General features: G+C 41.1%; 21 protein-coding genes and 1 pseudogene. 12 read left to right on the top strand and 10 right to left on the bottom strand.

Going from position 1 to position 22,473, the window contains the following annotated elements; all coding sequences use genetic code 11:
* Positions 1-482: 482 nt before the first annotated feature.
* Positions 483-1,046 (top strand): hypothetical protein, encoded by a 564-nt coding sequence (locus AC1ECB_RS19855; RefSeq protein WP_485665406.1) that lies wholly within the window; start codon positions 483-485, stop codon positions 1,044-1,046.
* A 698-nt stretch (positions 1,047-1,744) separates the two neighbouring features.
* Here AC1ECB_RS19855 and AC1ECB_RS19850 read toward each other — a convergent pair.
* Positions 1,745-2,653: a hypothetical protein gene (locus AC1ECB_RS19850; RefSeq protein WP_485665405.1), complete on the bottom strand. Its 909-nt coding sequence runs from the start codon at positions 2,651-2,653 to the stop codon at positions 1,745-1,747.
* A 139-nt stretch (positions 2,654-2,792) separates the two neighbouring features.
* Between AC1ECB_RS19850 and AC1ECB_RS19845 the strand changes: the two genes are divergently transcribed.
* From AC1ECB_RS19845 to ltrA, 3 genes are all read left to right on the top strand, one after another.
* A complete protein-coding gene (locus tag AC1ECB_RS19845) occupies positions 2,793-3,032 on the top strand; it encodes a hypothetical protein (RefSeq protein ID WP_485665404.1) in 240 nt (79 codons plus the stop codon).
* A gap of 449 nt (positions 3,033-3,481) precedes the next feature.
* Positions 3,482-4,606, top strand: a complete 1,125-nt coding sequence (locus AC1ECB_RS19840; protein WP_485665403.1) for a radical SAM protein — start codon at positions 3,482-3,484, stop codon at positions 4,604-4,606.
* Positions 4,607-5,073: 467 nt separating this feature from the next.
* Entirely contained in the window at positions 5,074-6,450 is a 1,377-nt protein-coding gene (ltrA, locus tag AC1ECB_RS19835; RefSeq protein ID WP_485664894.1) for a group II intron reverse transcriptase/maturase, read from the top strand.
* Positions 6,451-6,853: 403 nt separating this feature from the next.
* Here ltrA and AC1ECB_RS19830 read toward each other — a convergent pair.
* The 9 genes and pseudogenes from AC1ECB_RS19830 to AC1ECB_RS19790 all read right to left on the bottom strand — a co-directional run.
* Positions 6,854-7,237, bottom strand: a pseudogene (locus AC1ECB_RS19830) (transposase); the annotation flags it as partial.
* 34 nt (positions 7,238-7,271) lie between these two features.
* The gene (tnpC, locus tag AC1ECB_RS19825) at positions 7,272-8,855 is read right to left on the bottom strand and encodes an IS66 family transposase (RefSeq protein WP_485665402.1); all 1,584 of its coding nucleotides are present in this window, start codon (positions 8,853-8,855) and stop codon (positions 7,272-7,274) included.
* An 89-nt stretch (positions 8,856-8,944) separates the two neighbouring features.
* Positions 8,945-9,301, bottom strand: coding sequence for an IS66 family insertion sequence element accessory protein TnpB (gene tnpB / locus AC1ECB_RS19820; RefSeq protein WP_485664426.1), 357 nt, complete (start codon positions 9,299-9,301; stop codon positions 8,945-8,947).
* Positions 9,295-9,663, bottom strand: a complete 369-nt coding sequence (tnpA, locus tag AC1ECB_RS19815; RefSeq protein WP_485664427.1) for an IS66 family insertion sequence element accessory protein TnpA — start codon at positions 9,661-9,663, stop codon at positions 9,295-9,297. The genes tnpB and tnpA overlap by 7 nt, the downstream gene beginning before the upstream one ends.
* Positions 9,664-9,773: 110 nt before the next feature.
* The gene (locus AC1ECB_RS19810; protein ID WP_485665401.1) at positions 9,774-10,118 is read right to left on the bottom strand and encodes a transposase; all 345 of its coding nucleotides are present in this window, start codon (positions 10,116-10,118) and stop codon (positions 9,774-9,776) included.
* Entirely contained in the window at positions 10,070-10,564 is a 495-nt protein-coding gene (locus AC1ECB_RS19805) for an IS91 family transposase (protein WP_485665400.1), read from the bottom strand. The genes AC1ECB_RS19810 and AC1ECB_RS19805 overlap by 49 nt, the downstream gene beginning before the upstream one ends.
* A complete protein-coding gene (locus AC1ECB_RS19800; protein ID WP_485665399.1) occupies positions 10,561-11,433 on the bottom strand; it encodes a tyrosine-type recombinase/integrase in 873 nt (290 codons plus the stop codon). The genes AC1ECB_RS19805 and AC1ECB_RS19800 overlap by 4 nt, the downstream gene beginning before the upstream one ends.
* A gap of 915 nt (positions 11,434-12,348) precedes the next feature.
* Positions 12,349-13,668, bottom strand: coding sequence for an FAD-binding oxidoreductase (locus tag AC1ECB_RS19795; RefSeq protein ID WP_485665398.1), 1,320 nt, complete (start codon positions 13,666-13,668; stop codon positions 12,349-12,351).
* A 304-nt stretch (positions 13,669-13,972) separates the two neighbouring features.
* Positions 13,973-14,638, bottom strand: coding sequence for a flavodoxin family protein (locus AC1ECB_RS19790; protein WP_485665397.1), 666 nt, complete (start codon positions 14,636-14,638; stop codon positions 13,973-13,975).
* 110 nt (positions 14,639-14,748) lie between these two features.
* Here AC1ECB_RS19790 and AC1ECB_RS19785 point away from each other — a divergent pair, with 110 nt between their 5' ends.
* The 8 genes from AC1ECB_RS19785 to AC1ECB_RS19750 all read left to right on the top strand — a co-directional run bounded on the left by AC1ECB_RS19785 (position 14,749) and on the right by AC1ECB_RS19750 (position 22,419).
* Positions 14,749-15,075 (top strand): winged helix-turn-helix transcriptional regulator, encoded by a 327-nt coding sequence (locus AC1ECB_RS19785; RefSeq protein WP_485665396.1) that lies wholly within the window; start codon positions 14,749-14,751, stop codon positions 15,073-15,075.
* 116 nt (positions 15,076-15,191) lie between these two features.
* A complete protein-coding gene (gene rocF / locus AC1ECB_RS19780; RefSeq protein WP_485665395.1) occupies positions 15,192-16,106 on the top strand; it encodes an arginase in 915 nt (304 codons plus the stop codon).
* A gap of 62 nt (positions 16,107-16,168) precedes the next feature.
* Complete coding sequence (locus tag AC1ECB_RS19775) at positions 16,169-16,372, top strand: hypothetical protein (protein WP_485665394.1); 204 nt, start codon at positions 16,169-16,171, stop codon at positions 16,370-16,372.
* A gap of 32 nt (positions 16,373-16,404) precedes the next feature.
* Positions 16,405-19,317, top strand: a complete 2,913-nt coding sequence (locus AC1ECB_RS19770; protein WP_485665393.1) for an HD domain-containing phosphohydrolase — start codon at positions 16,405-16,407, stop codon at positions 19,315-19,317.
* Between the two features lie 676 nt (positions 19,318-19,993).
* A complete protein-coding gene (locus AC1ECB_RS19765; RefSeq protein ID WP_485665392.1) occupies positions 19,994-20,437 on the top strand; it encodes a hypothetical protein in 444 nt (147 codons plus the stop codon).
* Between the two features lie 11 nt (positions 20,438-20,448).
* Complete coding sequence (locus tag AC1ECB_RS19760) at positions 20,449-20,724, top strand: hypothetical protein (RefSeq protein ID WP_485665391.1); 276 nt, start codon at positions 20,449-20,451, stop codon at positions 20,722-20,724.
* Complete coding sequence (locus AC1ECB_RS19755) at positions 20,693-21,982, top strand: glutathionylspermidine synthase family protein (protein WP_485665390.1); 1,290 nt, start codon at positions 20,693-20,695, stop codon at positions 21,980-21,982. Before AC1ECB_RS19760 ends, AC1ECB_RS19755 begins: the two co-directional genes overlap by 32 nt.
* Positions 21,982-22,419 (top strand): DUF350 domain-containing protein, encoded by a 438-nt coding sequence (locus AC1ECB_RS19750; protein ID WP_485665389.1) that lies wholly within the window; start codon positions 21,982-21,984, stop codon positions 22,417-22,419. The genes AC1ECB_RS19755 and AC1ECB_RS19750 overlap by 1 nt, the downstream gene beginning before the upstream one ends.
* Positions 22,420-22,473: the final 54 nt, after the last annotated feature.

Genomic DNA, 22,473 nt, shown 5'->3' with positions numbered 1-22,473 from the left:
TTTGTCACAATAAAGTTGTCAAAATGGGAACGTCTTCGCACTTTCTCCAAGAATTTCAATTCTATAGAATGATTAAAATGAATTTCGCCATTTAACCCGATATGGAGAACCGTATCATTGGTAATGGTGATAGAACTCTTGCCAAATTTTTGTAGATTTGGCAGGAGTTCTATGTTTTTGATGGAAATTTATAATTTATCATCTAATGAGTTATAGGGACTGACAGAAACATTATCTTAAACCACTAAAATTAGATGTCATAAAGATTAGAATGCAAGGCAAAAAGCATTGAGCTACTGGAGTGAGTTTTAAGAAGACTGACTTAACTTAGATCAGAGTCAAATATGGGAAGTTTCATGAGTAGTAGGTGCAGACAGTAGGGAATACACTACGAGTAATAAAATGGTGAAATATAATATTTCTAATTATATCTGTTTGCGGGATGCGACAGAGTATGAATTAGAAGGTTGGGGGTTTTATATATGGATTGGTTAACGATACTTTGGTTAGCCATTATTGTAGCTTCGGTAATTTTCATGTTAGTTATAGAAAGATACTTAAGAATGCGAAGAAATAATCGGCGACTCAGACTAGGAAGTGATGTTCCAATTGGGTATTTTTCTGACAGCTTAAGTAGTGGGAGTGGTCTGAATCCGAAATTCGGAGGCGGTAGCAGTGGTGGCGCGGGAGCTACGAGAAGCTTTGCATCTTCGGTTACTGAATCGGCAGGGGTTGCAGATGTTCGCATCATTACTGCAAATTCTGTTGTGAATGGTGAACTCACAGGTGACATGGTTTCCAATGAAATTAGTGAAAATCTGTTACCGTCTGCAGATACAATCTCGAATATTATAGAACCGACTGTTGCAATTGATACTGCAACAAATTTGATATCTACAACTGTCGATGCAGATAAAGTGGTTACTACAGCCCTTGAATTCATAACAGATGCTGCAGGAAATGCTATTGAAGCCACTGGAGAGGTAGCTGGAGCTGTTGCTGAAGTCGCGGGAGAAATAGTATCAGAAATTATTAGCAATAATTAATTTGTGGAACAGTTGGGGATGTTCCTGCACCACGCAGGGGCGCATCATATAGTGAGTGGGAATCCCGTTGAGAAGATTTAGCAAATCACTTATAGCGAGTCTTGAACAGCATATGAGAAGCGCAGGGACGCTCATTTTGCTTCCTTGAAGCGAGAGTATTAGTGTCTTGTATAATTGCCAAATGATTATATTTATCAAAGGAGCGTCAGAAAAGCCTTATGATTGGAGATATACGCTATAAAACTAAGGTGCTATTTAATATAATTTTGATTATTGTACTTAGTTTAGGCTTGACTTGGATACTATGCATGTTTGTTCCAAATTTCGGATTTGCTATTGAGTATAATGATGCAATAATATATAAATTTAACAACTCGCATCTGACAAGAGATACAATAAAGGTCATACTTATTTATATAGTAGTGTTTATTAATTATTTTGGTTATTTGTTTACACCATCATTCAAAAGTTGGAAACGCATAACTATTTTAGAATTAGGATTATTGGTGGGGATGATTTACATTTTTTATAGGACCTTACAATTTACTTCACTATGATGTAGTGTTTCAAAAAAACACAGGGACAGGTGTATTGTTTTTCAAAAAACATGGAATCTGTCCCGCTGTTTTTTGAGCAATTAAAAATCAATTTACGGAGAAGATTTATATCTTTTAGTACTCCCCCAAAAAAAGACTGGCTCAGTTTGTTTGACCGTAAAGGTTCGCTACCTTCTTTCTATAACTATACTTCCGAAGCAATCCATCAAAAATGATTAATAGTAGTGGAATAGCAACAAATATAACTAAATCGGCAGTACGCTTTCGAGAGTTAAGGTTTTCTACTTCTAGATTAGCTTCTTCAAGGCTTAACACTAATCGAGCGTTAACTGCAATTTGATACAAATATTTACTATCACCAGGTCCGTCCGAATACCACATAGTAGCATACATTCCATGATATTTAGGCCAAGGCGCCTTACCTAAACCCTGATGTACATATAGGATGGTTTGATTATTGCTATCTTTTAAACCTATGCTAGAAACCTTGATTCTTCCTCCTCCTGGATTGTAAAAAAATACTCCCTCCATCTTTTGAAGTTCGTCTAATTTTTGAACTTTTAAATCTATGAATGCTCCGTCGTTCAAACCTAAATAGCCAAACAATATAAAGACAAATATAGTTGTTAAGATGCATCTAAATCTGAATTGTTTTCGAAGCTTATCTTTAAATTTGGATAGCTCCTCTTGATTCATTCCTGGTGGGAGGGAAATAACATCTTCCGATGAACTTTTCGGTTCCCACCAAAGACGACCATCTCTAACGACGCTTCGTTCGTGGCAGATACTGCAATTAATCCCTCCATCTTCAGGAACCTCTGAAACTTTTGCTCCGCAGCTCGGACATGTTCCTTTTACACTGCTAGTAGCCCAATTAATTAGTACAAATAATGGTCCAATTGCTATAACTATAAAGAAGATGACAACATTATGTGTCCAGGCCGACCATACTATGAGACAAAGTCCAAGAACGAGACACATTATAGTTAGTCGATGATATTGAGTCGTTGATTTTTCTAAGTAGGTATATTTTACTTTGTTGTCAGACAAACTTACACCTCGCTTTTCTGCGTAGTCAAAAAGAAAAAATATTGAGGTTTTTTGGTTCAATTTTGTAGACAGAGCTTAAATACTTCCTTATATTTCCACATTACTTGTTTTTATCCTCCTTTTTCAGTAGCATTAAATTTTGACAATAAATAAAATTTCGCAAAGCGACAGCTCGGTTGTTCTCAGGGGGGACAGTCGGGTAAGTTCCTTTTCTGTCACAATGAAGCTGCCAAAAAAGGAACGTACAGAAGACATAGGGACGGTGGTACTGTCTTTATGCCGCATGCTGGACACAACCACCGTCCCCGTGGCATGTCCTGTTCCTGTTATGAAGCCGATTATTCTCGAAATGCGTGGAGAAGCCCCGGAACAGTATTAGTAAAGTAAAGCAAGGAGTGGCGGGGTTTTTAGGGAAACATACAAATGTTTTGGGTAATTTAGGGTATAAATTGACAGAAGCCTTACATTGATCAGACAGAGTGTCAGGGGACTGGGTTATTGACATAAATTATGTTTTGAGTAAGGCGCGACTGATGGGTGGGAGCATGCGAGGAAAATGAAAGATGTCAGCACCCCCGTCCCCGTGGCACCCCCGTCCCCGTGGCACCCCCTAGTCGCAAAAATAATCGGGATTACTTTTTACTATCGTGGTAACGACATCCCGTTGACATTTGTTGCAAACTGATGCGTAACCCAGTATAATTTAACTGTTATGGCTTGATTACTCATTATAAGAATAAGCAATCAAGCTCAACTACCGATTTTTAATGGTATTTACACTTGGCGAATCATGTGAAGTTATAGATTAAGCAGATAGGCGGATACGTTATGAAAATTTCCAAGAAAGATGCGTTGATATGGTTTGATTTTTTTTCACAATTGCCTGAGGAAGAGGAAATTAGTATAATACATGAAGAAATCATTTACTCTACTTTTGCGCAAATTGAGGCAGCAATTGATCATAGAAATGATATGTTGATGTCGGAAATTAGAAGATTAAAAACTTTGGAAAATAGAACTTTTTTTGTAGGAAATGAAAGCAAATTCCCAAAAGGATGTCGTTCTTGTCTGTTGGGTACTGGTTTGAGTGCAATTAGGAAAACGAACAAATGTAATTTAGAGTGTAAGTTCTGTTATAATTATGGTGAACTAGACGATATTCATCCAGTTGGAGAAGGTATGTGGGAAATTGGCGGCACAAAATTTTACGAGAAGGATATTGATTTGCTTCTTTCCATTCACCAAAAACCCACTGGCATTTCCTACGTTTATTTAGAACCTTTTATGGAAATTGAAAAATATTATTCGGTTATAAAGAAATTTAGTGAAGCTCAAATTCATCAACATTTATACACAAATGGCACTTTAGCTACAGAAGACACATTGAAAGCATTAGGTGGAGCCGGTCTTAATGAGATACGTTTCAACTTAGGTGCTTCTAATTGTTCGGACAAAGTAATTGAAAATATTCGATTAGCGAAAAAGTATATTAACAGTGTAGGTATTGAAACTCCAATGACTCCTGAGTTTTTCGAAGTTTTCTTTAAGAAAAAGCAAGCAATCTTCGAGACAAAACTCGATTTTATCAATTGTGCGGAATTACATTTAAATGAAAATAACATAAATAATTATTTTGGGGAAAATATGTATATTTCCAGACATGGCTATATATCTCCAATTTGGAGTAGGGAATTAACTTTGAAGTTCATGAAAATAGCTGATGAAGAAAACTGGGATTTAGCAGTTCATGATTGCTCAAACTACACAAAGTTTGCAAGAAGTTTAAATTTGAACAGTAAAGTGGGTATGTGGTTTGGAGCCAGTAATTATGCCTGTGAATTTTCTATGATTCCATACGAAATATTTATACCAATACTGAACGATGACAATTTCAAATTTTTAAATGAAGAAGAATTGCCTGACGACTATAAACCAGAAATTATAGATTTTTAGAAGGGTGTGTCATTTAGGAAGCTTTTAACCAAACAGGAGGACTCACGGGGACGGTTCTGTGCGCCAAGAAGCGCACAGAGTATAGCGGGTGGGAGTCCCGCCTGAGAAGGCTTAGCCAGCCACTCAGTATCTAGCCTTGGGACTGAAGCGGTAACGCCAGGTCTAAGCGTAGGCAAGAAAGGTAGTAGGCCGAAAGCGAGAGCTGAAGATGTAGAGCCCCGAAATCCCCAAATGGGTAGGTCGATGCCTTAGAACCAGCAGAAGACAACACTGAGTTTAGCGATAAAAGGCGAGCTAAATTCAGCTCCCCGGGGTCAAAGGTCTTGGCATGCTACACATCATTACTCTGTGTGAACTTGGGAGACCCTGCCGCCCTCTAACGAGAGTATGGCGGACAAGTCGAAGACGAGGAGGCCAAATAGACGGCAGGGAGTCGGAATGCGCTATAATACTGAGGATGCAGGGTAATGCCTGCGGAGGGAAGGGCGCTACGAAGCAGTGACCTTGAAAAGGGAAACAATGCTGCACTGGAGGCAGAGAAACCATTGGGAACTAAACTAACAAGGATAGCCGAATTAGCCAAACAGCGACCAAAAGTCAAATTGCAAACCCTGATTCATGCTATTGACGAAGAAAGCCTGAAAGCCGCTCATCAGGCGCTAAAAGCAGGTAAAGCCCTAGGCGTAGACGGAATGAGCAAAGAGGAATATGGCAAGCAGCTAGAAGAAAACATCAACGATCTTCTGGGAAGAATGAAACGGCAAGCGTATAAACCACAACCTGTCAAGCGAGTCTATATCCCAAAAGGAAACGGCAAGATGCGTCCGCTAGGTATTCCGTCCTACGAGGATAAAGTGGTGCAGAAAGCCCTTAACGAAATTCTAACAGTCATCTACGAAACAGAATTTCTCGACTGTTCCTATGGATTCAGGCCGGGAAGAAGCTGCCATGATGCGCTAAAAGAAGTCGGCAGAATTATTGAGACGAAGAAGGTCAGCTATGTGGTAGACGCGGACATTAAGGGATTCTTTGACAACGTCGACCACGGGTGGATGATGCGGTGTCTGCAAGAACGCATACAAGACCCTAACCTTTTGCGGCTGATAAGCCGGATTCTCAAGGCGGGCGTTATGGAAGAAGGCGTAGAATACGAGACAGATACAGGAACGCCGCAGGGCGGGGTCGTGTCTGCAACGCTTGCAAACGTCTATCTGCACTATGTACTCGACTTATGGTTCACTCTGAACATAAAGCGTGAAAGCAGAGGCGAAGCCCATATCATCCGGTATGCCGACGACTTTGTTTGCTTCTTTCAATACAAAGACGACGCAGAAGCCTTCTATAGGAAACTAATAGACAGACTAGGGAAATTCAACCTTGAGATTGCCCAAGAGAAAACGAAGATACTCGAATTTGGCCGATTTGCCGAAGAAAGACGAGCCAGACGAGGCGATGGCAAACCGGAGACCTTTGACTTTCTCGGGTTCAGCCATTACTGTAGCAAAGGCAAGCCTGGGAACTACAGCGTCAAGCGGAAAACAAGCAAGAAGAAATTCATTGTGAAGCTAAAAGTCCTCGCAGAATGGGTCCGCAAGAATATGCATACCGAGCTTGGGGACTTAATCAAGCAGCTAAATGCCAAACTAATTGGCCATTTTCGCTATTACGGGATTACCGGCAACCTGCAGCGAATCAAAGCATTCCGGTATTTCGTACGGCGAAAACTGTTTAAGGTCCTCAACCGCAGGAGCCAGAAGAAGAGCGTGAACTGGGATGGGTTTGCAAAGATTGAGGAGCGATTCGCAATTGCCGAGGCAAGAATCTATGTAGATATGTATGGCTAACTGTAAGTGAATGCTGTGGAAGAGCCGGATGCCTTAATTGGGCCCGTCCGGTTCTGAGAGGGGGCCGCCGTGAGGTAGGCCTCTACTCTACTGAAGGTATCAATCGGAAGTTTTGCGCGCAAAAAGGCTCAATTAACAGCTCCCGGCTGCCAGTTGAGCCACAAAACTATCTACGCGCAAAATTTTTGATTGCCTCAGAAGAATGAAGTCGCGGGCTGCCCAGCTATGGAATTTCAATCTTTTTCTCTTGGTTTTTGATCGTTAATTTTTTCTGTTTTCGTACATTTTTTTGTGCTTTACTTTGCTGATTTGTAATAAATTGGGCTTCATTTGTCTTGATTGGACATACCTTCCCCCTCCCCACAAACGGGTCTTGGCAGTATCTATTCAATTTTTGCAACTATTAAGGCGATGCCTCTTTGGGTAACGAATAGCTTGCCTGTAATTTACCTTTTCCACATACAGGACACCTCGTTACATCCCGGCCTACAAGAATGCATAGAATCTCAACAGTTGTAAGACCTTCAAATTTTGGTTTGTAGGTTGGACTTAACGTTAGTTTTCTGCTTAGTTCCAGCTTGGTCTTTTTGTTTCGGTTGGCAAGGAGTCCATAATGCCTGATTTTGACAAAACCTTTGGGAAGTACATGCAGTAAAAATCGCCGGATGAATTCAACGCCACTGAGCGTTAGCGTTTTTGTCTGGTTGTTGTCGTTAGAGTCTCTTACGGTAATTGTCACCGTATGTTCATCCATGGCGACAATGCGCGTATTGGATAAGGCTATCCGTAAGCGTCAAAAATGCCGTCACCTTGACAACAAGTCATTTGGTAACGGCATTAGTTTTACAGTAATCTGGAACAAAACTGGGCATTAGTCGTTGTAGTACCTCAACATCATTTCGTATATCCCAGTTGGGTGCGTTTTTAAAAATATAAGTCAGGTAGGCATATGGATTGAGCCCATTTTCCTTTGCGGTTTCTATTATGCTAAACACAACTGCGCTGGCTTTAGCTCCTCGCGGTGTGTTGGCAAAGAGAAAATTTTTGCGGTCAATCACAAACGGCTTAATGCTGCGCTCGGCGCGATTGTTACTGATTTCCAGCCTTCCGTCCAGTAGATATCGTTCGAGATATTTCCATTGCTCCAACGTATAGTGCACGGCTCTGCCAAATCCGCTCTTGGTAGATGCCTTTACTGTATGAAGGTACGACAAAAACTCGTCAAGCACTGGTTTTGCCAGTTCCTGACGCTTTTTATAGCGTTCTTCCGGTGTACAATCAGCTAGTTGGCGCTCAATAGTAAATAGCTTATCGCAATATTGTTTGCCACGTTGCGCCCCAGAGCCTTCTCGGTCTTTTTCCAAAAGGCCTTTTAGCGCCTCGTCAAATTTTCTTCTGGCATGTGCCCAGCAGCCCACAATGACGATTCGCTCCGGCAAGCTATGATACCCGGCATAACCATCCGTATGAAGGTAGCCGCTAAACTCCTGCAAAAATTCTAAAGGATGCTTTGCCTTCCGGTCTGGCTGATAATCACACAGCACAATAGGTATACTAGCACACCCGCCAGTTCTATACAGCCACATGTAGCTTTTGCTTTGCGCAGATTTGCCCGGCTCGTGAAGTACCTGTAAAATGGTTTCATCTGCGTGGAGCACTGGCTGTATGGAAAGTAGCTCTTTAAAGGCATCATAGATTGGCTCCAGCCAATCTTCAGAACACCGAATTAGCCAGTTAGACATAGTTTGTTTGGAAAGAGCTATGCCCATACGGCTCAAATCTTGCTCCTGGCGATGCAATGGCATTCCATTTGCAAATTTCTGTGTCATAATATGAGCAACTGCTTCTGGAGAAGCAAAGCTTCCTTTGATTACCGGCTTGTCCATTGGTGCCTTGATAATAGGCACGCTGCATGAATTGACTTCACAGTCGCGGCAGGCATATACATAGTCAATATGTTCTACGATAACTGCTTTGGCCGGGATGATCTTCAATTCGCGGCGGACATTTTTACCCATAATATGCAGTTTTGAACCACATTCCGGGCATTCCTGTTCATGTTCCGGTAAAAAATGCTCTACAACCTCTATTGGTAAATCGGCAGGAATGGTCTCTTTTCTTTCTTTGACATTCTTACGATAATGCTTCTGAACTTCAGTCAATTCAGGCTCGGGCACCCGTTCATCTGCTGTTGCCTCCGCCTCGTTAAAAAGATTAAACTGATCGTATTTGCTTTTTTCACTGGAGGAGCCGAACTGTTTTTGTTTGGAAAGACGCATTTGCTCCATCAGCCACTTGACCTGTTGAGTCAGTTCCTCATTTTGTATTTTTAGTGCCTCATATTCAGTACGAGAAACAGAGATCATTTCTTCTTGTGTATTAGTACCGTTCACTAGAATTTTCATGTAATAATTATACCATATTTTATGGCTTTTTTCCATGAAAAATCCGTTAAATCCATTGATTTTGCAGGATATTTAGGACTTTCAGCAAATTAGACGATTTGTATTTTATCGACTTTTTTATGCGCCCTCGGCTGTTGAATGCTTAACCCTTCCATTAGCCAACGAAACTGTTGTGGCGTAATGTGTTTGACCTCTTTTTCATCTTTTGGCCACTGAAAGCCTCCGTTCTCCAGCCGTTTATACAAAAGTACAAAGCCATCGCCATCCCAAAAGAGCGCTTTGATTCGATCACGCCGACTACCGCAAAACAGGAACAGACTGCTGGAGAACGGATCTAGGTGAAAGCATTGCTGTATGGTCGCTGCCAGACCATCAATAGATCTTCTCATATCGGTGTGGCCACAGGCGAGAAAGATATGTTCGATTTTAGATATATCACCTAACATAAATGTTTCAGTGCCAGAAGCGTAGCCTCCACGGTTACCATATCAGCGCCTTGATAGACATGGATTTGCATATCGTTACGCTCAATCGTGATAGCCAATGTTTCCGCACGATGCTTAGGCATCTTCATTTCTGCAAATACCGAACCCTGTACGGGAACAGCCTCGCTGGAGGCAGGGAGACTTACCGAAATTGCCCGGCAAGTCTCCTGACATACAAGTTTCTGCCAATGATAGTATGTTTTCACGTTAATGTTATTTTCGCTGCACCACGTTTTAATGGTTTTGCCACTGTTGCGGCAAGCCGTAACAATATTGCGCCATTTCTCCAATCGAACTTCATGCGTCACTTTCTGTACGCTCATAAAAGTAGACCTCCTGCGAGTTTCTAAGAATCCAAATGACTCCAACAAACTCTATGTGATTCTCTTGGACCTATTGTCTCATCCGGAGGCCTGGTTGTACATGTGACGATTTATTTGACGCTTACGGCTATCCGGTGCGTGTACCTCCCCAAATATCGGACAACAGCGAGTGGTCCGGAAAAAGTCTTTTTAGAGTAAATGTACCAGTTTTTGGCATAACACTGTTTGAGTAAATCCCGGAAACATTTTGGCTGTTGATATTTCTGGGCATCTCCATAAAACATCAGCAAGTTTTGGCGGTAGTATTGCTTGATGTGGTGAAGAAATTTACCTCGAAACTTTTTAGCTAACACCTTTACTGGAATGAAGAACTTCTTGCTGCTGTTTCGCCATTGATTGTTTTTGGTTAGTCCACCTGCCAATACCACAGTATGGATGTGCGGATGATAGTGCAAATCTTGTCCCCAGGTATGCAGCAAGGAAAAAAGCCGATCTGTGCACCAAGATATTTGGTATCTTGGGAAAGTTCCGCCAAGGTTTGGGCTACCGCTTTATACAACAAGCCATAAAGCAATTCCTGGTTTTGATAAACCAATGGCTGAAGCTGTGATGGTAAGGTAAACACAACATGGAAGTAAGGGGCAGTGAGGATATCTTTGCTTCTTGCGTCTACCCAAACTGCCTTATTAATACCCTGACACAAAGGGCAGTGCCGATTCCGGCATGAATTGTAACGAACAACTATATGGCCACATTCTTCGCATTCAAACGTATGACCACCTAAAGCTGCTGTCCTGCAGCGCATGATGTCACTAACGGCTTTGGCTTGTTGTATATATGGAGCATAGCTTTGTTCATACTGGGGATAAAACTTAAGGAAAACATCCTGTACAGTAGTCATTTGGGGTTGCTGTTTCCAGTATCAAGAGGACTCTTAATGCCCATAAGGCTTTTCGATGTCATATGCAGGTACGTCATTGTAGTCTGAAGATTTTTATGCCCCAGCATTTGCTGGATAAACACGGGATCGACCCCATCTTCTAATGTATGTGTAGCAAAACAGTGCCGAAGCGTATGGGCAGAAATATTCTGGTCCATTTGCAACTGGTTGCGCAGCTTAATGATGGTATTTTTGATGGACTTAACGTTAATGTGCTCACCTTTGTGTTGTCCTGGAAACAACCAATCGTCCATTTGGTAGCTTGAAAAATATGCCCGGAAGTATTTTCGCAATACATCAAGGGCCAGTTCTGATAAGATGGTGTATCGATTTGTATTATGTTTGGCGTTTTCTACCCGTACGCGCATACTTTTACTACAAATATCACAAATCTTCAATTTAGCTACTTCGCTGACCCTGAGGCCACTACCGTATAGTAATGCTAAAATAGCTTTATGCTTTAGATTCGCAGCTTTATTTAATATTGCCAGTACATCTTGTTTAGGTGGGATGACTGGAAATTTACGTATTCTTTTCATCCGGGGAATTTTTAAGGGGTTCCACTCTTTACCTATGATGCAGGTATGAAAGAATTTGACAGCAGAAATGTAACAATTGATGGTTCCCGCTGACAGACCCTTTTCCTTTTTGAGATAGAGGATATATTGTTGGATATCACTATCTGTAACGTTTTCCATGCATTTGTGTTGATTTTGCATATAATTGATGAAGGCAAAGATTCTTCGCAAATAGGATTCTCGTGAAGATTCCGGAGTTCCTTTAAGTTCAAAGTATAGCTCAATCTCTTGTTTATATTGTTGCATAGACATACTACCTCCTGATTTTTTGGGTTTTGTGAAGCCAATTCATGGCATCAGGAGGAGCTCTAGCTGTGTTAAAAAACGTATGTATTTCAATCTTAAGACATGGTATAATCATAAAGTAAAAAGTACGTTCCTCCTTTCTGGTTTGTTTGGTTTGGCGATTAAACAATACCACAAAAGGGCGTACTTTTTACATTTTTCATGAAATTTTTATTTACGGGAGACTACCAAGGCCATCGCGTGAGCGATTTCGTTCTTCAGATGAGTCATTTCTTTAGATTTGACGTTAGACCCTATACCCAGACCCGTATCACTGGTAACAGGTCAAAGTTAATGGCGAGAAATGGTAGACCAGAGTTTTCATTTTTTGCGCGGGCGTAAGAAATTTAATTTTTAAGCTGTATTGGAGAAGTGTACCTAAGAGTCTATTGGTGACGTGAAAGAAGCAGACCTCCTGTCAATTTTTGTGAATTTGGCAGTAGGTCTGTGTTTTAATTATTCAGCGTACTTCTTTTTTGTCGAAAATAACGAATAAGGAAATAATACAAGGGTATCGTTAAAAACAAAACCCATGCTGGATGCTAGGCTTTATACAGAAAGCCTAGGGTGAGATATATGGCGGCAATTAAAACGGGATAGGGCAGCAATTTCCAATCTTTCTGTTGAATTGCTGTAGCGATGCCACTACTTATGGGGATGAGCAGGAAGATTAGCCAAGTGGGGTGCCAGATATTATAAAATATACCAATAGGGATATAAACAAGAATGGCAATCATAGCGATGGGAAATTGGGCAGCATGATGATTTTTTATGCCCCCATTTTTTACGGGCTTCTTTAAACGTATAATCTTGTCCGTTGATTGTAATATAAGCGGTGTCTTTGATATGCACCTGCTCTTGTTTGGCAAAATCTAGTTGTTTTTACAAAATACTTTGAGGAAAGCTGAAAACATTATAGGGATCATATTCTTTCTTGATACGCTGCAGTCTTCGTACATGTGCTCCATAGTATGCCTGCTCATAATTTGGCAAATTGTTGTAGGGGAAGTTAATATATGAGCCCAAAGTAACCGTATAAATATAGTCAAAACCTGCTGCTACCCATTTTTTGTGGAGCGATGCTTCTTTTTTCCCTTCCCAAGACGAGGTTATAGCAATTATATAATTGGCTTGCCTGTCAAAAAAGGCTGTTTCGTTTACTTCCACATTTCTAACGGCTCCCCCTAACGAGTATACCCGGATGGAAGAATTTGCATTGTTAGCTGGTGCCTTATCTATAATATCTATAAATTTTACTAGTTCACTCTGTGAAAAGTGCCTGCGCACGAATCTACCCGTAGCCTTAAATGATTCTCGTTCGGGATAGATTTCTCCTATTGTTTTTACTGCATCTATGAAATCTACATAGTCTATATTTTCAAGGGTTATCCCGGGTATCTCCAGTAAGGGCCCTAAAATTTGTCTGGCCTCCTCCGGGCATCCGTAAAAGAATGAGTTCATCCATGCTCCCAGCTTGTATATTCCACCAAATGCACTAATCCTGCGGTCCAAATTTAACAGCCACTTTTGCCATACCCGCAGGAATTCAAGTCTGGCTGATTTATCATTATCCCATCTCAACTGAATTAGCGTTATTTTGTCAACATTTTTTAACCGGAATTTATACCTGGTTACAACCCCGAAATTCCCACCGCCTGCTCCCCTTAGTGCCCAAAATAGTCCTGGATTACAGCAGTCGTTTACCATTAGCTGATTACCTTCGGCATCAACCATTTCTGCCTCTAACAGACTATCTGCCGTAAGGCCCAAATAACGGGTTGATAACCCTATTCCGCCTCCCAAAACCAGCCCGGATATGCCTACAGACGGACAAGTTCCCCCCGGGAATGTGTAACCACATTGATAGAGCCTTTCATATAAATACCCTAATCTTACTCCGGCTTGTATGTCAACGGTGTCATCGTCAGTATTTACTTTTATATCGTTCATTAAGGTAGTGTCTATCACTAATTTGCGATTCCCAGTAGAATAACCTTCATAATTATGTCTGCCGGATCGGATTCGCAGTTTGACTCCTTGTTTTCGTGACCAAAGTATTGCATTGGCTATATCGCAAGAGTTAAAGCAATAGACGATAGCACAAGGGTCTTTGTTTATAGCTATGTTATATTCTTGTCTGGCTTGCTCATACTCGGGCTGCCCCGGTATTACAACCTTTCCTGTTAGCCCTGTATAGCTCAAGTTATTCACCTACTTTTTTATTCTCTCGTATTATTTTATGTTAATAAAATATATTTTGTTACTTTGCTTAGCCCTAAGAAACCTGTTTAGAGTCTTGCTAACTAATCCGGCAGGAAAACTACTAATAAGAATCCACCATGTCAGTATCCCGTTTCGCTGAGTGACCTGTAACATTTAGCATCAGGGTCAAGACCACGCAGCTATTTACGGTTTCATTTGTTTGTTGCTCCAAACACCAAGCTGATTGATAATTCCATCTGATAACTTGCTCATGCACTATACCTCCTTTACCAAATGAGCAATATCAATAAGTTTCCTCTGTAATAACTCTTGTGGCAAATCTTGCTCCCATTTCAAAAGCTTTTTTACAATCATTGGGGAATTCTTCTTTTCGTCTCTTTGCTTTTTTTTCTGGATCAAATGATGTTACAACATATTTAGAGTAATCGTCAAACTGATATGTATCGGTAACAAATAAGGATTCTACTGCACCAAAAGTTCTCTGAAGTGCCATTTTCGTAAGATTAAGATGGCGTTCGTATCCCATTTCATGCATACGACCATCGTCTATATTCATGGTGTAGATGAAACCTGTTTGTATCTTTTTGGAGAAAAGAGTAGAATAGTTTTTATCATATACTAGGTATTGAAATATTAATCGTTCAAGAAATGATCTCATCTCACCTGTAACCGCTCCGAGATAGATGGGTGACCCAAAGACGATAGCATCGGCTTGTTCGATTTTTTCCAGAATTGGTGTTAAGTCATCTTTATAGGCGCACTTCCCGTAACTTTTGCCATCTTTTAATTTACAGGCAAAACAACTTACACATCCTTTATAATTGAGATCATAAAGATGGATGATTTCTGTCTCTGCGCCTTGTGAAGCTGCCCCTTCTAGTGCATGATTCAATAAAACTGCAGTATTCCACGTTTTTCTTGGGCTGCCGTTAAATGCCAATACCTTCATAAACGATGCCTCCAATTTGTACTTGTTTTTTCTCTTTTAATTGTATATTATTTTATTAAAAAAGATAGTATGCACTTTTAAGGTAGATACTATCCAAAAGGAGAGTATCTATGCATAAATGGTTGCCAAGTGAATGCGACTGTCCTATTACTTATACACTAGCTGTGGTCGGTGGGAAATGGAAGTGGCTTATCCTTTATAAATTATTTCAAAATGGAATACAAAGATATGGCGAAATCAAGAAAAAAATGCCATCTATTACACATAAAATGCTAAGCCATGAACTCAAAGAACTAGAATTAGAGAAATTAATCCATCGAGAAGAGTACTCTCAAGTTCCACCTAAAGTGGAATACTCACTAACAGAAAAGGGTGAAACGCTCATTCCAATATTGGAACTTATGTCAAACTGGGGAGCAAACAATAGGACTAGATAACCTAAGGAAGAGATAGTAATTGAGCCGATCGTTTTGATGCCGAATGGGAGAACAAACTATTTATTTGAGATTCGAGGCGGTAGTGTTTAATTGTCAGCAAGTAGAAAGGTAGATATATGAGGAAAATTACAGTTATAGGGGCGCCTGTTTGGCTTGGTCAGTCTGAATTCGGAACGCAATTAGCTCCCGAGGCAATTCGAGCAGCCGGAATCATAAAGGATCTACAGTCAAGTCATATTGATATCATGGATGCAGGAGACTTGAGTATCAAAAATGAAAAAGCATGTTGCCGTATTAACGATATCAATTGTAAAATTAAAAATTTGGAAGCTGTTCGAGACAGTGTAGAACTTTTGGCTTCAAAAGTTTCGGAAGTTGTTGGTGAGGGAAGGTTTCCTCTTGTTTTAGGCGGTGATCACAGTATTGCTATAGGAAGTTTAGCTGGCATTGCAAAGCATTATCGAAATTTAGGCGTTATCTGGTATGATGCACATGCCGATAGCAATACAGTAGAAACATCACCTAGTGGTAATATCCAGGGAATGCCCTTAGCGGCAAGCCTTGGGGCGGGACATTTCGATTTGCTTGAAGTAGGTGGATATAGAAATAAGGTTAAAGCGGAACATATTGTATTGATCGGAGTCCGCGATATAGATCCCGGCGAAAGAGAATTTATTGATCGAAACAAAATCAAAAGATTTACGTCCGAGGATGTTTATCGAGTTGGAATACATAATGTAATTGAAGAGGCCGTCTCATACCTGACTGCAAAATGTGATGGTATTCATTTGAGCTATGACTTAGATGTAATTGACCCGAGCGATAGTACTGGCGTAGGAACTCCGGTAAAGGGCGGAATCGGTTTTGCGCAAAATGTAGAAGCAATGAAATTACTGGCAAAATACAATGTAATTACTTCGGCTGAATTTGTAGAAGTCAATCCTTTGCTGGATAAGGATGGAAAAACTGTAAAGGCTGCTGTTACGTTAATACAGGCTTTGTGTGGAAAAATGAGCTATCAACAATATTAGTGAAACCTTATGGTATTGCGAATATAAGCCATTATATGAATAACCGGCAGGAGATTGTTGAGATGGTCGCAGCAGAATATGGTGTAGATATAAAAGACAGCAAGGAGTTACCTATTCCTATTCGTAACGAATTAATCCTTAGAATACGCCAAAGGTCGCAGTTGACTTTAAGGCAAATTGGTGAAATATTTGGTGGCATCAGTGAATCAATGGTAAGCAAAATAATAAAAAGTCTCACTCGTTCAAGTCAAGAACCGTCACCTTGAGGATGGTGTATTAAGTACATAGGGGGAGCGACATGAACAAGGTTAACCAATTTATTCGAAACTGGATTATTCCTGACAAGTCCATCATCCTATTTTGTGTGACTCTGCTGATTATTGTATGGAGCGGTGTTTTGTGGCAGATCGATCAAGACAGGAAGACGACCCTCAAAACGCTTGAACGTGACGGCGATAGGCTGGCCCGCGCCTTTGAAGAGCATGTACGCAGGGTGCTCAAGGTTAATGAGCAATATCTTAGTCTGCTTAAGGATAATTATGAAACAGTAAATGGCGTGACTCAATCAACCCAACGCCTTATTGAGCTCCTAGCAAAGGATCAACAGGTGATTCAACTAGGGATTTTAGGAACAGACGGGCATCTAATGGCGAGTTTGCGGCCTGACCCTGTAAAGGTTGATTATTCTCAAGCAGCTCGTCTTCAGGCTCACGCAGCTGCTGATAAAGGCCAATATTTTCTTGATCAGGCTACAATTGGTCCGGTAAGCAACGTCTGGTCTATACCGCTATCGGTCCGATTGAATAAACCGGACCGTAGTTTTTCCGGCGTTGCCTATGTATCTATTAGTACGGATTATTTCAATAAATTCTATTGGGATATGAATTTTAATGCAGAATACGTTATTCGGATTGTTGGCCGGGATGGCTTTGTGCGGGTATCCAGTAAAAGTAGTGAAGTTGGTACTAAGATGGTTCCCGCTGATCTTTGGAAGTACTTAGAGCAGGCTTCTTCCGGATTTTATCGAAGTAATGGTTTATTCTATGGTAAGCCATTACTTGTAAGTTATCGGGCGTTGGACGATTATCCCATTATCGTCCAGGTTGGTGTATCAGAAAGTGTATTAGCACCGATGGTTCAGCGTGGTCAATTTTACCTAGGGGGAGCTGGGGCTGTATCTTTATTCATTTTGCTCTTTTGCGGGGGTCTGGTTGCCAGTGTAAGGAGAAACCGCCAGATAGACGAATGCATAAAGCAAAGTTATAAGGAACTTGCTGAAGCCCATGAAGAACTTATAGCCACCGAAGAAGATCTGAGAAATAATTTCGATGAATTAAATAATGAAAAGGCTTTTTCCAGTGCTGTTCTGGAAAGTATACCAGGGCTTCTTTACCTTTATGATGATCGGTGGCGGCTCGTCCGATGGAATAAAAACCATGAAACCGCTACCGGTTATTCTGCAGAAGAATTATCCAACATGACACTGCTCGACTGGTATAAAGGAGATCAGGATACGATTATACGCATCTCAGGCGAAGTGGCAAAAGCACTACAAACTGGGATGGCTTTTTCAGAGGGACTTTTACAGAATAAGGATGGCAGTAAAACTCCCTACTATTTTACTGCCGTTAAAACAACGATTGATGAGCAGCCTTATTTTGTGGGCATAGGTATTGATGTTACTGAGCAAAAGAAAGCGCAAGTTGAACTTGTTGAAAAGGAAAAAAGATTACAGAGCAGCTTGGAAGAACTCACAGCGTCCCATGAGGAATTGCTTGCAACCGATGAAGAATTGCGCAATTTGTACGATGAAGTAGTTGCCGCTAATGAGAATTTAGCGCAAAGCCGTCAGGCATTTGCCGATATGTTTAACGCCGTCGCTGATGGTTTGGTGGTATTCGATAAAAATGGCGAAGTCCTGGCGATAAACCGCCGGATGACAGATATGTTTGGCTATACGGAGGAAGAATTAACACATCAGGGGACTGCTTTAAGCAGTATCCGGACGGCAGTAACGGAAGGGACTCAGCCCTTGTCTGAGCGAGAGACCATTGATCGCTATGGACGCAGCTTGGTCGTAGAGATTAGTTCTTCCACGGTGCTGCTCAACGGGAAGAAATGTTTTCTGGCACTGATTAGGGACGTAACTGCCCGTAAACAAATGGAAGAGAATATGGAATTCCTGCGAAAAAAAGATCCTTTGACGGGTGTGTATAATCGTGCTTATTTTGAAACAGACATCATGCGGATGCAATCAAGTGAATTTCGGGGTATTGGCATGTTTGTCTGTGATGTCGATGGTTTGAAGTTAATTAATGATACCCTGGGGCATCGTCAGGGGGATGAATTACTGAAAAAAGTGGCTGAGATATTGAATTCAGGTGCACGAAAAAAAGAATATGTGGCCAGAATAGGCGGAGATGAATTTGCCGTGGTTTTGGTTGGGGCAACACAACCACGAATGGAAGAATTGGAACGGTTTTACCGCACAAAGGTGGAAAAATATAATCATGGGAATCCTCATTTGCCTCTGAGTCTTTCTATGGGATGGGCGTTAGAAACACAACAGGCAAATATCGAAGTAATCTTTAAGACGGCTGATAACAACATGTATCGCCAGAAATTGCACCAGAGGCAAAGTGTGCGCAGTTCGATTGTTCAGATTATGATGAAAGCACTGGAAGAGAAGGATCATATCACGGAGGGGCATGCTGATCGCGTGGGTGAACTTATGGAGATTATGGGATTTAAGCTGATGCTGCCACAGAATGTAGTGGCGGATTTACGTTTGTTGGCCAAATTCCATGATATCGGAAAAGTTGGCATCTCAGACAGTATTTTAAAAAAACCTGGCAAACTGACCGAGGATGAGATGACTATTATGCGGCAGCATTGCGAGATCGGCTATAGGATCGCAAAGTCCTCACCGGACTTAGAACCGATTGCCGACTGGATTTTGAAACATCAGGAGCATTGGGATGGCGGCGGTTATCCATTGGGGGTTAGCGGCGAAGATATCCCGATACAGTGCCGTATCCTTGGTATCGTTGATGCATTTGATGCGATGACTAACGACCGGCCTTACCGTAAGGCCATGTCTATTCATGAAGCTTTGGCGGAATTGAAACACTGCGCTGGAAAGCAATTTGATCCGCAGCTTGTTGATATTTTTGTATCAATTATTATGAAGGAGCATACAGGTATGAACTAACGAGTTATGTCGGGGCGAAGAGAAAACCCACTAAACAGTGTCCAAAAATCAAGGACTCTTGCCGAATTTTATTTGGTAGGAGTTTTTTGTATGGTGTCAGTGTATGGGAAGTGCATATAATCAGAAAGATTTCAATTGTTTTTGTTAAATATATAGGTTTTGCTTTCATTTTGTAGAATTTATAAATTATACAATGCTAATAAGGATTTTGCGGAATTACGTTGCCAAGAAAGGTGGTGTAGAGTGCTTGAGGACAGAAAACGGTGTGGAAATACAAATAATTTCCTTAAAGCTAAGACGATCTTTATTGGAAGTTGTCAATATCGACGCATTGCGGGATGTATGTGAAAAATTTACATGCTTCACAAATGCCGTGACAGCGATTCTTGATTTGGAAGGAAACATTGAAAGAGGCCCTAAAAAGAGCCGATGATGCGATGTACAGCGATAAACGTTTGCGGAAAAACTTAAACAATAGTTAGAAAAAATACACTTATGGTGAAATTATAGATATGCAAAGTGATTTTTTCGCCGATCATCATACAAAGAGGAAATGAAATCTGTATTGTCGTATTGTATAATAATGACGTTATTTGATAATATAATTTTTTGCAGTGCTTTTTGACAGTGATGACGAGGTCCAATAAAACTATTGGGGTGATTGGGAGGTACCATTTTGGCTAAATTGGAATACCGATTGCTAAGTGAAGTTGAAAGCTACCCTATCCTATACTATTATGAAGATATTGATTATTCGGAAATTGCTGCTCGGTTGGCCTGTGATTATTTTGTTAAAGATGCGGTAACTTACGAAAAAACCTCTGGTGCCAGAGAAATTACAACTTATGTTATTTATGTAAAAAAAGCTGAAGTTCAGGATAATAGTTTGCCTCAGCCGCCTAATACGAAAAGTATCTTGCGGTTAGAGCTGCGGCAATTTCTTGAAAATAGTAGCTATTATCCGGAAGTGGCCGTTTTTGAGCCCAAAGACAATTTGGATATGCTCCTTTATTTGCAAAGCGACTTTTTATATTGGCTGGGTCAAGAGTGGCGAAAAACCTCAGCCGAGCTGGATGAAGACCGTAAAGTATATATTGTTTATGCTACGCCTATGAATTAGGAGGATTCAGCATGGGATCTAAAGATGATCGATTATTGGGGCTTTTTTTGGCTACCGTCCTGGCTTTAACTCCTGGCTGCAGTTCACATACTCATATTGATCGTAACCATGACGGTTACTGTGATGATTGTAATGCAGCAATGGGGAGTACTTCCACCAGCCATAGTTATTTTGGTAACTCGGGGATAAGAACATCTTCATCCCCTGATACCTCTTCTGGTCGCATATCTACAGCCTCTTCGCCTAAAGGCGGTATTGGCAGTCATAGTTTTGGCAGTGGCGGTTAACATGACCGGTTACAGACAACATAGGGCAGACCTATTTGACCGCATAAGGCAGGAAAACATTTTTACCTGGGACTTTATGTACGGGCAGGAATATGCATTAGCTACAACCTGTCAATTATCCCAAAATGAACTTGAAGAAATTGCCTATGCTACCGAACAATTGGGCGGTATTTTTGCTAAGACGATAAGAATTCTTCAGCAAGGCTGTGACCAGATGCTGTTGGAATTAGGTATTCCGTCCAAATCATTTAATGCCGTTCGTGTTCCCATTTTGCTGCATTGCCCGACAACAATCGGCAGATTTGACTTTGCCCGCACAGCTAATGGGTTAAAAATGTTAGAATTCAACAGCGACACTCCTGGCGGAATTGTCGAAGCCTTTTACCTGAACGGCAGAATATGTGAATATTACGGTTATATTGATGTCAACGCCGGTTTGCTTGGAACCATCGCCAATGCATTTGACGCCATAATGGCTGAATATAAGTCGCAGGGGTATAATACGGAGAATATTGTTTTTAGCGCCCTTGATTGGCATGAAGAGGACGCGGGAACGGCACGTTTTCTCATGAAGCATTCCGGCTTATCGGCCTGCTTTGTACCACTTAAGGAGCTTAGAATTTACCAGGATCGTCTCTGGTGGTCAAGCGGCGGGCGGTTAAAGCCAATTGATGTCTTGTACCGTTTGCACCCGATTGGTATCATGTGTGAAGAAAAGGATCAGGATGGCTACCCGACCGGGGAACACTTACTGGATCTGGTAGCCCGAAAAAGGCTGGCAATAATTAATCAGCCGGGAGCTATGCTCGCGCAGACCAAAGCACTTCAGGCACTAATCTGGAGTTTGCATGAAGCCGGCGAGTACTTTACGCCACAAGAACAGCAAGTGATTGGCACCTATATGTTACCCACGTATTTGGAAAACCGGTTTTTGGGTAAAACTGACTATGTTGTTAAGCCTGTTTTGGGGCGAGAAGGCGGTGCTGTCACTATTTACAATGCAGATGGGATAGCAACGGCCAAAGATAGTAATAAATCGTATTGGGAACAAAAAATGATTTATCAGCAATGTGTTGAACTTGAGCAAATAAAAGTAGAAACATTGAAAGGTTGCTATGATGGGTTTCTATTGTGGGGTTCATTTCTTATCGGTGGTAAGGCTGCCGCTGTTAATGCCAGGGTTGGCGGCCGAATAACAGACGATTTATCCTATTTTTTGGCTATCCGTATGGCTAATAACAAGGGGGAAAATACATAATGGAAGGTCAATGGCTAAATATAATTAATTTTTTGCTATACTTGGGGATATCTTTACCACTCCTCGGAATCGGTATGTTTCTTTTTATGAAAATAACCCCTTATAGTGAATTTCAAATAATTAGTGAGGGTGATGAAGTTAATACACCAAGGAAAGCTGCTGCAGCCCAAGCTGCAGCATACACTTTAGGCGGCAAAATTATTGGTCTTTCTCTAGTATTAGCTTCTGCCATTTTTCATTCTGTTAGTATCATTGATTTAGCTTTATGGGGAAGTATTGGGATCGGGTTTCAGGTAATCATTTTTTATCTTTACGAATTAATTACTCCCTTCAAAGTAACCAGTGAAATTCCAAATGGCAATATTGCCGCGGGTATTCTGTCTGCGTTTTTAAGTACTTCAATCGGCTTATTACTGGCCGCGTTAATAAGTTATTAAACTACTTAGGCAAAGGTAGGCTCAAAGGCCTGCCATCCTGTGTCTGTTCTAAGC

Source organism: Sporomusa sp. 246TCP1, assembly GCF_057319775.1.
Note: the sequence above shows the minus strand (reverse complement) of the source record. Positions and strands in the feature narration are given on the sequence as shown.